Below are 13547 nucleotides of genomic sequence, written 5' to 3' on the forward strand. Positions count from 1 at the left end.
CTGGCACCACTTACCACTCACGAGCGCCGGAGGCGCTCTACCATCCGCAGGTGGACCTTCCCGAGCGAGCGGCGAGCGTGCTCGACGCGCTGGACCTGCCCGCGGGCCGGGTGCTCACCGACCCGGACGTGACGGCCTCCCTGTCGCACGACGAGGCCGAGTGGGCCCCCGTCGGGATCCCGCTGGCCGTCGTCCGCGCGGCCTCCGCGGAGGAGGTCGCGCAGGTCGTGCGGGCCTGCTACGCGCACGGGGTGCCGGTCGTCGCCCGCGGGGCGGGGACCGGGCTGTCCGGCGGCGCGAACGCCGTCGACGGGTGCGTCGTGCTCGCCCTGGACCGCATGGACCGGGTCCTGGAGATCGACCCGCTCGAGCGGCTGGCCGTCGTCCAGCCGGGCGTGGTGAACGACGACCTGCGCGCCGCCGTCGCGAAGGAGGGTCTCTGGTACCCGCCGGACCCGGCCAGCTCGCCGTGGTCGACGATCGGCGGGAACGTCGCCACCAACGCGGGCGGGCTGTGTTGTGTGAAGTACGGCGTGACCCGGGACTACGTGCTCGGCCTGCAGGTCGTGACCGGCACCGGCGAGCTCGTCCGGCTCGGGCGCCGCACGGCGAAGGGCGTCGCGGGCTACGACCTGGCCGGGCTGATGGTGGGGTCCGAGGGCACGCTGGGGATCGTCACCGAGGTCACCGTGAAGCTCCGCCCGCTGCCGCCGCCCTCGATCACCGTCGCCGGGTACTTCTCGTCCATCGTGGACGCCGGGGAGGCGGTCGCGGCGAGCGCCTCCGCCGGGCTCACCCCCGCGGCCCTGGAGCTGGTCGACAAGCACTGCCTGAAGGCGGTCGACGACTGGAAGAACATGGGGCTCTCGGTAGAGGCGGAGGTCGTGCTGCTCGCCCGGCTCGACGAGCCCGGAGCGGCCGGGGAGTCGGCGGCGGCGCGCATGGTCGAGTGCTTCGAGGGCGCCGGCGCGACCTTCGCGGTGCGCGCGACGGACGCGGCGGAGTCCGAGGCGCTGTTCGCCGCCCGCAGACTCGCCTACCCGGCCCTGGAACGGCTGGGCCCGGTGCTGACCGAGGACGTCTGCGTGCCGAAGGCGAAGGTGCCCGAGATGCTCGCCCGCATCGAGGCCACCGCGCAGCGGCACGCGATCACCATCGCCAACATCGCCCACGCGGGCGACGGCAACCTGCACCCGCTGCTGATCGTCGACCACGGCGACGACGCCGCCCGCGCCCGGGCGCAGCGCGCGTTCGACGACATCGTCGCCGCGGCGCTCGAGCTCGGCGGCACGGTGACCGGGGAACACGGCGTCGGGCTGCTGAAGCGGGCGGGGCTCGCGGCGGAGCTGAGCCCGGCGGTGCTGGCCCTGCACCGCTCCGTCAAGCAGGCTCTCGACCCGCGGGGCATCCTCAACCCCGGCAAGGCCTTCTAGCGACAAGGGGAGCTCCCATGTCCTCCGACACCGACGTCGGCCGGGACGAGCAGCTGGTCCGCTCGGGTGTGCGCCGGGCCGGGCGGCGGCTCATCCCGCTGTTGATCGTGCTGTACTTCGTCAACTACCTGGACCGGGTCAACATCGGGTTCGCGGGCCCGAACGGCATGAACGAGGAGCTCGGGCTCTCGGCCACGATGTTCGGGGTCGCGGCGGGCGTGTTCTTCATCGGGTACCTGCTCCTCGAGGTGCCGAGCAACCTGCTGCTGCACCGCTTCGGGGCCCGGCGCTGGATCGCGCGCATCCTCGTGACCTGGGGGATCGTGGCCACGATCATGGCGTTCACGCCGAACGCGACCGTGCTGATCGTGCTGCGGTTCCTGCTCGGGGTGGCGGAGGCGGGCTTCTTCCCCGGCATCATCCTGTACCTGACCTACTGGTTCCCGGCCGGGCAGCGCGCCCGGATGACCGCCTGGTTCATGACGGCCGTCCCGATCTCCACCGCGCTCGGCGCCGTCGTGTCCTCGCTGATCATCGAGCACGGCCACGGGCTGTGGGGGCTGTCCGGCTGGCGGGTGATGTTCCTGGTGGAGGGGATCCCCGCGATCCTGCTGGCCGTGGTCGTGTGGTTCGCGCTGACCGACCGCCCGGCGGCGGCGAGGTGGATGCCCGCCGACGAACGAGACGCCCTGGAGCGGGCCGTCGCGGCCGAGGGCGCGCAGGTCTCGGAGGAGGGGCCGAAGTCCGTCCTCGGCGCGCTCAGGAGCCCGCGGGTGCTGGCGCTGAGCTGGGTGTACTTCGGCATCGTCTACGGCCTGTACGCCCTGGGCTTCTTCCTCCCGACGATCGTGAAGAACTTCGCGGTGCAGTACGGCACCCGGTTCACGACGGTGCAGCAGGGGCTCATCACGGCGATCCCCTACGCCGTCGGGCTCGTCGCGATGATCCTCTGGACCCGGCGCGCCGCGAACCCGACGATCCGGGTCGCCGTCCCCGCGCTGGTCGGCGGCCTGTCCATCCCGGTCGCGCTGTACATGGCGAACCCGTGGTTGGCGGTCGTCGCCGTGACGGTCTGCGCCTGCGGGGTGCTCGCCGCGCTGCCCGGCTTCTGGTCGCTGCCGACGGCGTACCTGACCGGCGCCGCGGCCGCGGCCGGGATCGGGTTGATCAACTCGCTGGGCAACCTGTCCGGGTTCGTGGCGCCCTACGTCACCGGCGCGTTGTCGGACGCGACCGGCAGCAACCGCACCGGCCTGTGGGTGGTGGGGGTCGTCATGGTCTCCGCGGCGGTGGTGACCTGGGCGCTGCGCGCGCGGGCCCGGACCTGAGATCCGACGGATGGATGCGGCGGCCACGTTCGCCGCCGTTCGGGATCTCGGCTGCTGGGCCGAACGGCGGAGCCGAGACCCGGCCGTGGTGTCGGCGGTGGCGCAGGGGGCACCATCGACCCGTGCGCCCGTATGTGATCGCCTCGGCGGCCGTCTCACTCGACGGGTACATCGACGACGTCGCCGACGCGCGGCTCCTGCTGTCCGACGACGAGGACCTCGACCGCGTGGACGAGGTCCGCGCCTGGTCGGACGCCCTGTTGGTCGGGGCGGGCACCATCCGGGCCGACGATCCCCGGCTGCTCGTCCGCTCCGCCGAGCGGCGGGCGGCGCGGGTCGCCGCGGGCAGACCCGCGTCGCCCGCGAAGGTCACGCTGACCCGCTGCGGCAAGGTCGACCCGCACGCGCGGTTCTTCACCGCGGGGGACACCGCCCGGTACGTCTACACCTGTGACGCGCAGGTGGCGCGGCTGCAGCGCACCCTCACCGGGGCCACCGTGGTCGGCGCGGGCGACCCGCTGACCGTCGAGCGGCTGCTGCACGACCTGCACGAGCGCGGGATCGAGCGGCTCATGGTGGAGGGCGGCGGCGCCGTGCACACCCTGTTCCTCGCGGCGGGCGTGGTCGACGAGCTGCACGTGGTCTACGCGCCCTTCTTCGTGGGGCAGCCGAAGGCGCCCCGCTTCGTCAACGCCGCGGCGTTCCCCCAGGGGCCCGGGAACCGGATGACGCTGGGCAAGTCCCGACAGATCGGGGACCTGATGTTCCTGCAGTACTTCCCCCGGTCGTCGTGAGAGCGCTGTGAGGGCGCTGTGAGGGCGCTCTGGACCACCCCGGGCGCGGCCGCCCTGGTCGAGGGCCCGGACCCGGTGCCGGGACCGGGCGAGGTGCTCGTCCGGACGCTGCACTCCGGGATCAGCCGCGGGACCGAGGCGCTGGTCTTCCGGGGCGGGGTCCCGGCCACGCAGGCCGCGGAGATGCGGGCGCCGTTCCAGGAGGGCGAGTTCCCGGGGCCGGTGAAGTACGGGTACCTCAACGTCGGGCGCACGGCGGCGGGCGAGGTGGTGTTCTGCCTGTACCCCCACCAGGACGTCTACGCGGTGCCCCCGTCCGCGCTGGTGCCCGTGCCCGACGACGTGCCGGCGGCGCGCGCGGTGCTCGCCGGGACCGTCGAGACGGCGGTCAACGCCCTGTGGGACGCGGGCCCGCGGGTGGGGGACCGGATCGCCGTGGTGGGGGCGGGGATGGTCGGCTGTTGCGTCGCGGCGCTGCTCTCGGACATCCCGGGGGTGCGCGTGCAGGTGGTGGACCCGCGGGACCGGTCCGCGGTGCTCGCGCCGTGGGGGGTGTCCTGTGTGGACGACCCCGCGGGGGACTGCGACCTGGTGTTCCACACGTCGGGCACCTCGGCCGGGCTGCAGCGGTCCCTGGACCTGCTCGGTGTGGAGAGCTCGGTGATCGAGCTGTCCTGGTACGGGGACGCGCCGGTGTCGGTGCAGCTGGGCGGCGCCTTCCACCCGCGGCGGCTGACCGTGCGGTCCTCGCAGGTCGGGATGGTCGCGGGGGCGCGGCGGGCCCGGTGGGGCTACGCCGACCGGATGGCACTCGCCCTGCGGCTGCTCGCCGACCCGCGGTTCGACGCGGTGATCACGGACGCGGTGCCGTTCTCCGCCCTGGCCGAGCGCCTGCCGGGAATCCTGGGTGAACCGTCCGGCCTCTGTGTCCGTGTGGACTACTGAAAGGGGCTCACATGTTCGGGATCACGGTGCGCGACCACATGATGGTCGCCCACAGCTTCACCGGTGCGGTCTTCGGGCCCGCCCAGCGCTTGCACGGTGCGACGTTCGTGGTGGACGCGACCTTCCGCCGCCCCGAGCTCGACGCCGACGACCTGGTCGTGGACATCGGGCTCGCGTCGGAGGCGCTCAAGGCCGTGCTGGCCGAGCTGACCTACCGCAACCTCGACGACCTCCCCGAGTTCGCGGGCCGCAACACCTCCACCGAGTTCCTCGCGCAGGTCGTCGCGGACCGGTTGGCGGGGCGGATCGCGGCGGACGAGCTGGGCCCCGGTGCCCGCGGGCTCACCGCGCTCGAGGTGACGCTGCACGAGTCGCACGTCGCCTGGGCCACCTACACCCGCCCGCTGTGATGCGCGCGGTGCTCCCCGCGGACGTCGACGACCCCCGCCGCCCGAGCGGCGGGAACGTCTACGACCGCCGGATCCTCACCGCGCTCGCGGGACCCGACGCGGCGGTGGCGCCGGGTTCCGCGAGTCTGGGGGGTCTCGCGGCCCCCGGCGCCCCCTACCCCGTCGCGGAGGTCCTCGCCGCGGGTGCGTGGCCGCATCCCGCCCCCGCCGACCTCACCGCGCTCGCCGCGGCGCTCGCGGCGGTCCCCGCCGGCGAGACGGTCCTGCTCGACGGGCTGGTGGCCTGCGCCGCGCCCACCGTCGTCGTGCCGGAGGCGGCGCGGTTGCGGCTGGTCGTGCTGGTGCACCTGCCGCTCGGCGACGAGGCGGGCGCGCACCCGGCGCTCGAGTCCCGGGAGCGGGCGGTGCTGCACGCGGCGGCCGCGGTCGTCGCGACGAGCGCGTGGTCGGCGGAGCGGCTGCGGGCGGTGCACGGGCTCGCCGACGTCGCGGTCGTCCGGCCGGGCGTCGACCCGGCCCCCGTCGCGCCGGGCTCGGGCGGCGGGGCCCTGCTCTGCGTCGGCTCGCTGACCCCGACCAAGGGGCAGGACGTGCTGCTCGCGGCCCTCGACCGGCTCGCCGACACCGCCTGGACCTGCCGGCTCGTGGGCTCGCCGGACCGGGCGCCGGAGTTCGCCGCCGCGCTGGCGCGCCACCCGCGGGTCACCCTCGTCGGACCGCTCACCGGGGCCGCGCTCGACGCGGAGTTCGCCGCCGCCGACCTGCTGGTCCAGCCGTCGCGCCGCGAGTCCTACGGCATGGTGGCGACCGAGGCCCTGGCCCGCGGCCTCCCGGTCGTCGCATCCGACGTCGGCGGGGTGCGCGAGGCGGTCGGCGACGCGGCGCTGCTCGTCCCGGCGGAGGACCCCGCCGCGCTGGCCGCGGCGCTGCACCGCGTCCTCGCCGACCCGGCCCCGCTGCGCCGCGCCGCCCTGGCCCGCCGCGCGGGCCTGCGGACCTGGCCCCAGGCCGCGGGGGAGCTGCACACGATCCTGGTGGGAGTCGCCGCATGACCACGACCGAGCGCCGGTCCCGGTCCGGCACGTTTCGTGCGCTCACTGCTGCGGACACCGCGGCCGGCGCACGGAAACCGCGATCATGCAGCAGTGAGCGCACGAAACGTGCCCTCACCCATCCCCGCACCCGCACCGTTGCGGCGCTGGTGTTGCTGGGGGTCGTGGTGTGGCGGCTCGGGGCCGGGCCGTTCCTGGACGGCCTGCGCGCAGTGGACCTCCCCGCGATCGCCGCGGCACTGGCCATCGGCGCGGCGACCACGGTGTGCGGGGCGTGGCGGTGGGCCCTGGTCTCGCGCAGGCTCGGGATGCCGATGCGGCTGCGCCCCGCGGTCGCCGACTGCTACCAGGCGCTCTTCCTCAACACCGTGCTCCCGGCGGGCGTGCTCGGGGACGTCGGGCGGGCGGTGGCGCACGGCCGCGCCACCGGAGACGTCGGGCGCTCCGCCCGCGCCGTCGTGATCGAGAAGTCCGCGGGCCAGATCGTGCTGGTGCTGGTCGGCGTCGCGGTGCTGGCCGTCGAGCCCGCGGTCCTGCAGGTGCTCCACATCCCGTGGGCCCTCGTCCTGGGGGCGGGGGGACTCGGGGTGGGTCTGGTCCTCGCCGTCCGCCGGGTCCGGTCGGCACTGGGCACCCTCCTGCGCGACGCCGTGCGCGGGACGTCCCCGGCCGTGCTCGGCCTCTCCCTGCTCGCGTTGGTCGGGTACCTCGGCCTGTTCCTGGTCGCCGCGCGCGCCGTCGGGGTGTCCGCGCCGACCGTCGAGGTGCTGCCGCTGCTGGTCCTGGCGCTGTTCGTGATGGGCCTGCCGGTCAACGTCGGCGGGTTCGGCCCGCGCGAGGCCGCTGCCGCCCTGGCCTTCGGCGCGGTCGGCCTGGGCGCGGCCCAGGGCTTGAGCACCGCGGTGGTCTACGGCGTGCTCACCCTGGTGAGCACGCTCCCGGGTGCGCTGGTCCTGCTGCGCAGGCGCAGCGGGCTGCCGGGGAGGGCTCAGGTGGCGCTCGCGTCGAGCACCATGACCTCCCCGGCCCCCAGCAGCGTGACGTAGGCCTGCCGCCCGTTCGGCAGCATCGACACGCTGGTCGGCGACGGTGCCGGGATGGTCGCGGTGATCTGGTTCGTCGCGGTGTCGATCACCGAGACGGAGTTGCCGTCGACGTTCGCGGTGTAGAGGTAGTGCCCGTCCGCGGTGTAGGCGATGTCCTGCGGCTTCTTGCCCACCGGCACGGTCGCGACGACCGCGTTCGTGGCGGTGTCGATCACCGAGACGGTGCTGCTGTCGAAGTTGACCACCGACACGCGGGAGCCGTCCGGCGACAGCGCCGTGGCGTGCGGGCTGGTCCCGACCGGGATGGTGGTGCGGACGGTGTTGGTGGCCACGTCCAGCACGGAGACCACGTTGGACTCGTGGTTGGCCGTGTAGAGCGTCTTGCCGTCCTTGCTGAACACCACCCAGTGCGGGTTCGGCGGCACGGTGATCTCCTGGACCACCGTGTCCGTGGTCGTGTCGATCAGGTCCAGCTTGCCGTCGTCGTGGCTGGGGACGTAGAGCAGCTTCCCGTCCTGCGTCGTCGCCGACGCGAACGGCCGCTTGCCCACCGGGATGGTGGTCAGCAGCGTGTTCGACGACGTGTCCAGCACGCCGATCAGGTTCACCGTCTTCTCGGTGTTGTAGATGCTCACGTAGGCCCGCGAGCCGTCCGGTGAGAAGGACACGAACTGCGGCGGACCGGCCGGGATCGGGATCGTGGCGGTGACCTGGTTGATCTTGGTGTCCAGCACCGTGACGACGCCCGCGTCCCGGTTGGCGATGTAGGCGAACCGGCCGTTCGGCGCCACCTCCAGGTATCCGGGGGTGGGGCCGACGGGGATGGTGCCGTTCACCGTCGGGACGGCGATGGCCGTCGCGACCTGCGGGGCGGCCTGCTCCGCGGCCGGCACGGCGGCGTTCTGGGCCACGGTCGGGACCGGGCCGGTCGGTGCGGCCGCGTCGTGGTCGTGGGTCGCGGCGGCCGGCGTACCGGGCCGCACCAGCACGAAGACGAGCACGGCGGCCAGGGCGGCGGCGAGCACGGACGCACCGACGGCCACCCAGGTCCGCCCGCGCCCGGACTTGGGGGCGGAGAGCGGCGGCGGGGGCGTCCCCGCCCCGATCACCACGGTGCGGTCGCCGTCGTCCGTGGGCGGTGGCTCCGCGCCCGCGGGCGGGGGCGGGACCTCGCCCAGGGTGATCCGGGTGGTCGCGTCCGGGTCCGCGGGCGGGGCGGTGTCCGCCGTCGCGGTGACGGGCTCCTCCGCGACCGGCTCCTCGGCCACCGGCGGCTCGGGAGCAGGCGGCTCGGGAGCAGGCGGCTCGGGAGCAGGCGGCACGGAAACCGGGGTCAGGGGAGGTGCGGGAGGCTCGGCGACCGGGGTGGCGGTGCGCAGGTCCGCGGGCGGCGCGGCGAGCACCGACTGCACGGTGCGGTCCAGCGGCCGCGCGGGTGCGGCGGGCGCCACCCCGCTCTGCAGCGCCACCTTGGCCGCCGCCGCGAGGGCCGTGGGGGTGGGGAACCGGCCGTCCAGGGACTTCGCCATGCCGCGGGTCACGACGTCGTCGAGCGCGGCGGGCAGCCCGGCCTGCGCCTCGCTGGGTCGCGGCGGGTCGGTGTAGAGGTGGTTGAACATCAGCGACGGCAGGTCCTCGCCGGGGAACGGGCCGGTCGCGGTGAGGCATTCGTAGAGCAGGCAGGCCAGCGAGTAGACGTCCGTGCGGCCGTCGATCGTCTGGTTGGTGAAGCGCTCCGGCGCCATGTAGTCGAGCGTCCCGACGGTCACGCCGGTGATCGTCACCGAGGTGCGCGCGGTCCCGACGGTGCGGGCGATCCCGAAGTCGACGACGTACACGAACCCGCCGGGGGTCACCAGCACGTTCGACGGCTTGATGTCCCGGTGCACCAGCCCGTCCGCGTGCGCCGCCTCGAGCGCCTCGGCGACCTGGCCGATCACCGCGACGGCCTCCTCGGGGGCGAGCGGGCCGGTGCGTTCGAGCATGGTCCGCAGGTTCTCGCCGTCGACCAGGCGCATGTCGATGAACAGCCGGCCGTCGAGCTCGCCGTAGTCGTGGATCGGGATGACGTGCGGCTCCCGCAGCCGCGCCGCGACGTGCGACTCGCGCTGGAACCGCCGGAGGAACTCCGGGTCCTTGGCCAGCCCCTCCGGCAGCAGCTTGAGCGCCACCATCCGGTCCCGCCGGGTGTCGAACGCGCGGTAGACCTCGCCCATCCCGCCGACCCCGAGGAGCTCCTCCAGCCGGTAGTGCCCGATCTGCTGCAACGCCGCCTCCCCCGCCTCGCCGGTTCCTCGGTGCGACGGGCCCCGGTGTTAACGATCGAGCGCGCCGCCGTGTCCGGGCAGCCCGCCGTCCTCGGGCACGGGATCGTCCGCGACGTCCGGCAGCCCCTCCGGCACCACGATCCCCAGCTCGGCCAACCCCGTGGCCAGCCGGGCGTAGTAGCCGGTCACGGCCGTGAAGGCGGCGTCGACGGCGGCCACCAGCCGCGCTCCCGCCGCCTCCCGGACCGCCTCCTCGTGCTCTTCGAACGCGAGGATCCCCTCCCGCAGGGCGAGGGTGATCTCCGACAGCAGCCGGACGTCCTCGGCCGCGAGCAGCCGGCACGCGGGGACCAGCGCGCTCGGCGCCCGCCCGCCCCGCTCCACCTGCCCGACCAGGTCCTTCAGGTGGGCGGCGATCCCGCGCACCTGCCGGTAGCCCGCCGTCTCGGCCAGCGCGGCCAGGGTCCGGTCCGCCGTGCGCAGGTCCACGTCGTCCGCGCAGTACCCGGCGGTGAGCCGCCACAGGGTGCGCAGGTCGTCGTCGAGCAGGCCGTCGAGGTAGCTGACCAGGAAACGGCGGTGCCCCTCGACGAGGAACTGGGCCTTGTAGGGCGTGAGCTCACCCGGATCGTCCGGCCCGGTGGCCGCCCGGTCCGCGAACCCGACGTCCGCGACCAGCGCGTTCTGCATGCCGACGACCAGGTAGATCGTGCGCACCCAGGTCGTGAACAGGTCGTCCAGCGAGAGGAACCGCAGCCCCTCCGCCGTGGGCACCACACCCCAGCGGCCGCCGAACCGCAGCCTGCGCAGGGTGCCGAGCTCGTACATGCCGAGCTGGGCGTCGATCTCGGCGTGCGCGTGGTGCAGCACGCGCTGGTAGGCGTCCGTGCCGTCGAGCCCGCAGTTGTTGAGCACGATGTGCGGCCCGCCCACGTGCAGGTGGACGAACTCGGTCATGTCGTAGACCTTGCCGCTCACCGCCATCCACGGCGTCGCGGCGGTGGCGGGGTGCCGGACCAGCTCCGAGACCTCCAGCATCCGGCCCTGCTGGGCGTGCCCGCCGTAGGTGGTGAAGACGTCCAGCTGCAGCCGGTCCTCCGCGACCAGCCTGCGCACGAACTCGTCGGGATCGGTGCGCGGCCGCGCGACCTCCTTGAGCGCCTCGATCACCGAGACCGCGAAGTCGGTGCGCCCGCACACGTAGACCCGGGCGGTGCGCAGCAGGTCCCAGGGGTCGTGCGCGGCGACGAGGTCCGGCACCCGCGCCCGGGTGCCCGCGGAGGGCGCGTGGGCCGTGCCGTCGAACATGAGCGTGGCGTCCTCGCGGGACAACGCGGTGTGCAGGGTGAACCCGCCGCGGGCGGCGGCCGCGTCGAAGTCCGCCAGGTCGAGGTCGCCCGCCGTGCGCGCGCCCACGTACAGGACCGCGGGCCGCTCCCCGCGGGCCGCGACGAGCCCGTGGAACGGCGCGACCCCGGAGCCCGCGGCGAACATCAGCATGGGGGTGTCCGGGCCGTCCGGGAGCCGGAACCGCGGCGCGGGCACGATCCGCAACGACAGCCGCTTGTTGCGGTGCCGCGGGTCGGTGGCCATGCGCCGCAGGAAGTGCGAGGCCGTGCCGCGGCGCTCGCGGGCGGTGGAGAAGGCGGAGCGGGCGGAGGTGTAGCCCAGGCCGCGGACCACCAGCGACAGCGTCTCCGCGGGCTCACCCGGCGCCGTCGCGCCGGCCAGCGAGTACAGCCGGAAGGTCTCCGGCGGCACGAGCGCCGCGAGCGACTCCTCGACGTGCCCCGCCCACAGCCGCGTGACGTCGAACCCGCCCGCGTGCAGCAGGTTCAGCACGTCCCACAGCTCCCACTGGTCCTCCATCCGGGCGTCGACGACCCGGCCCAGCGCCCCGGACGCCGACAGCGCGAGCAGGCGCTTCGCCACCGGTCGGTCCATCGGCCGGATCCGGGCGAAGCGCAGCAGCGTGCGCAGCGGCAGGACGTCGACGTCGTCGGAGAACCCGGCCCGCAGCCGGACCGCCTGCCGCCACCGCTCGGTGAGCGGGACGAGCTCGTCCCCGGTGGCCTGCAGCGCCCGCAGGGTCCGCTCGACCAGGTCGTCGTCGTTCTCGGGCAGGACACCCAGCCGGTCACCGGGCAGGTGGTAGACGCCCTGCCCGCTGACGTCGAGCTGCAGGTGGCAGGTCCAGCCGCCGCCCTCGGCGTCCGCGACGAGCCGGCCGCGCACCGGCCTGCCGAACACCACCGGCCTGCCCACGGGGGGCCTGCGCTCCTCGCGGACCAGGGCGAGCTCGCCGTCCACGGCGTCCCAGGTGCGGTCCTTGAACAGCCCGGTGAACCGGGCCCCGGTGGTGACCTGCCTGCCCACCTTGAACGCGACCTCGAGGAACCCGTACGCCTTGATCCGGTGCAGGCCCATCCAGCCGCGGTCACCGAGGTAGGCGTCGAGCACCGCGTTGTACAGCCCGCGCAGGTCCGCGCGGCCGCGCTGCTCCACGAAGGTCCGCACCGAGACCTCGCGCAGCGCCGCGACGAACTCGGTCCAGTGCCGCGGGAAGTGGCCCGCGAGGTAGGTGCTCTGCCGCCCGACGAGCGAGCCGTACTCGGCGCGCTCGAGGAAGGCGTCGATCGCGTGGACGTGCGGCTGCGCCGTGCCGCTGGGGCTGGGGGCGCCGTCGACGACCGGCACCCCGGCCGTCCCGACGGTCTTCGCCCAGACCACCTGGTCGAGGAAGTGCCTGCCGCGCGGGTTGGGGTCCAGCTGCGGGTAGATCACCTGGGTGGCGGCCCGCAGGCCGTCGAGCACGCGGAGCAGGGCCTCACCGACCTCGGTCTCGTCCTCGCGCAGCACGGCGTCCTGGGCGTCGACCATCGCCGCGAGCACCGGGGTCAGGCTCATCGCGAACTCGGTCGTGACCAGGTAGAAGATGCGTTCGGCGCCGTTGCCCCAGTTCGGGACGAGCAGCTCCATGTTGTCCAGCGCCCGCGGCCCGGCGGGGTCGCGCAGCCGCCAGTTGTAGAGGAACAGGTCGGTGTAGGACATCGACGGCAGCTCTTTGCCCAGCCGCGTCGACACGGCGGTCCACGGCCGCAGCACCGCGGGCGGCAGCGCGCTCGGCGGGTCGGTCGTCAGGTACTGGTAGGCGTGCGCGAACGTGCCGAGGATCGTCGACGCGCGGTACAGCGCGTCGTCGGGCAAGGCGTCGGGGGAGGTGTCCAGCTCGGGCAGGTTCTCGAGGAGGCGGCGCAGGTGCAGGCCGCCGTAGCGGCGGGGGAGCTCGGCCGCCACCTCGTCCCACGCGGCGTGGCTCGCCGGCAGGGACAGCAGCGGCGGCGCCGCCGGCAGCAGGCCGAACTCGGTGGAGAGGAACCCGTCGAGCTCGTGGCCCTGCACGCGGTTGGTCCGCTCCGCGGTGGCGACGACGACCCGGGCGGGCGACACCGTCGGCCGGGCGGGGGCGGGGGCGGTGCCGACGAACGTCACCGCGTCCCGCTGTGCCCCCGGGGCCCGCCACCGCAGCTCGAAGCGCCCGAGCCGCAGCACGTCCGTCGGCGCCACGGCGTGCCGGGTGACCACCTCGCCGTTGACCCGGGTGCCGTTGGAGCTGCCCAGGTCGGTGACCACGACCTCGCCCTCGACCAGCTCCAGCCGGGCGTGGCTGCGGGAGACCTCGGGGTCCGGCAGGGTCAGCGTGCCCGCGCCGTCCTGTCTGCCCAGCACCACGGGCAGCAGCACGGTCCGCTCGGCCGTGCGGCCGCCGACGAGATCCGTGATCGCGACGAGGATCCGGACGTCAGGCATGGTAGAGGACCGCCCGGCAGACGTCCGCGCGCGAGACCGTGCCCAGCAGGGCCCCGTCGACGACCACCGGGATCCGGCGCAGCCCCTGGTCGAGCAGTGCCACCGCGACCTTGGCGAGCGGATCGTCCGGGCCCACCGTGACCGCCTCCCGGCGGACCAGCGGGTCGATCGGGCGGTCCGCCACCTCGCGCCCCCGCTCGGTGAACACGCGGAAGGCGTCCGCCATCGTGGCGCCCGCGGCGAGCACCCCGTCGAGGTCGGGCACCAGGGCCCGGATCAGGTCGTCCTCGGCGAGCTGGCCGACGAACCGGTCGTCCGCGTCGAGCACCATGAGGTGACCCACCTCGGACACGCTGAGCAGCTCCGCGGCCCGGCGGACGTCCGCTCCGGTGCGGATGACGGCGGGGAAGGCGGACATCACGTCGCGGACGAGCACGGTCTGTTCTCGCCGGGGACCGGCGG

The 13547-nt window shown here is 74.7% G+C and carries 10 protein-coding genes; 7 read left to right on the forward strand and 3 right to left on the reverse strand.

What is annotated here, in order from left to right; all coding sequences use genetic code 11:
- Window positions 1–50 precede the first annotated feature (50 nt).
- The 7 genes from L3X23_RS32335 to L3X23_RS32365 all read left to right on the forward strand — a co-directional run bounded on the left by L3X23_RS32335 (window position 51) and on the right by L3X23_RS32365 (window position 7008).
- On the forward strand, window positions 51–1433 hold the full coding sequence (locus L3X23_RS32335; protein ID WP_237197163.1) for an FAD-binding oxidoreductase: 1383 nt from the start codon (window positions 51–53) through the stop codon (window positions 1431–1433).
- Between the two features lie 17 nt (window positions 1434–1450).
- Entirely contained in the window at window positions 1451–2761 is a 1311-nt protein-coding gene (locus tag L3X23_RS32340) for an MFS transporter (protein ID WP_237197165.1), read from the forward strand.
- Between the two features lie 122 nt (window positions 2762–2883).
- Window positions 2884–3555, forward strand: coding sequence for a dihydrofolate reductase family protein (locus L3X23_RS32345; protein ID WP_237197166.1), 672 nt, complete (start codon window positions 2884–2886; stop codon window positions 3553–3555).
- Between the two features lie 18 nt (window positions 3556–3573).
- Complete coding sequence (locus tag L3X23_RS32350) at window positions 3574–4500, forward strand: zinc-binding alcohol dehydrogenase (RefSeq protein ID WP_237197168.1); 927 nt, start codon at window positions 3574–3576, stop codon at window positions 4498–4500.
- Window positions 4501–4511: 11 nt separating this feature from the next.
- Window positions 4512–4910: a 6-carboxytetrahydropterin synthase gene (locus L3X23_RS32355; protein ID WP_237197170.1), complete on the forward strand. Its 399-nt coding sequence runs from the start codon at window positions 4512–4514 to the stop codon at window positions 4908–4910.
- The gene (locus L3X23_RS32360) at window positions 4910–5962 is read left to right on the forward strand and encodes a glycosyltransferase family 4 protein (RefSeq protein WP_237198184.1); all 1053 of its coding nucleotides are present in this window, start codon (window positions 4910–4912) and stop codon (window positions 5960–5962) included. The genes L3X23_RS32355 and L3X23_RS32360 overlap by 1 nt, the downstream gene beginning before the upstream one ends.
- 149 nt (window positions 5963–6111) lie before the next feature.
- Complete coding sequence (locus tag L3X23_RS32365) at window positions 6112–7008, forward strand: lysylphosphatidylglycerol synthase transmembrane domain-containing protein (protein ID WP_237197172.1); 897 nt, start codon at window positions 6112–6114, stop codon at window positions 7006–7008.
- Here L3X23_RS32365 and L3X23_RS32370 read toward each other — a convergent pair.
- The 3 genes from L3X23_RS32370 to L3X23_RS32380 are packed head-to-tail and all read right to left on the reverse strand — an operon-like array spanning window position 6951 to window position 13521.
- The gene (locus tag L3X23_RS32370; RefSeq protein WP_237197173.1) at window positions 6951–9275 is read right to left on the reverse strand and encodes a protein kinase; all 2325 of its coding nucleotides are present in this window, start codon (window positions 9273–9275) and stop codon (window positions 6951–6953) included. The two genes, L3X23_RS32365 and L3X23_RS32370, sit on opposite strands and share 58 nt — an antisense overlap.
- Before the next feature lie 48 nt (window positions 9276–9323).
- Entirely contained in the window at window positions 9324–13085 is a 3762-nt protein-coding gene (locus L3X23_RS32375) for an FHA domain-containing protein (RefSeq protein WP_237197175.1), read from the reverse strand.
- Window positions 13078–13521 (reverse strand): HPP family protein, encoded by a 444-nt coding sequence (locus tag L3X23_RS32380; RefSeq protein ID WP_237197177.1) that lies wholly within the window; start codon window positions 13519–13521, stop codon window positions 13078–13080. Before L3X23_RS32380 ends, L3X23_RS32375 begins: the two co-directional genes overlap by 8 nt.
- Between the last annotated feature and the right edge of the window lie 26 nt (window positions 13522–13547).

Source organism: Pseudonocardia sp. WMMC193, from assembly GCF_021728735.1.
Taxonomy (GTDB): Bacteria; Actinomycetota; Actinomycetes; order Mycobacteriales; family Pseudonocardiaceae; genus Pseudonocardia; species Pseudonocardia oroxyli.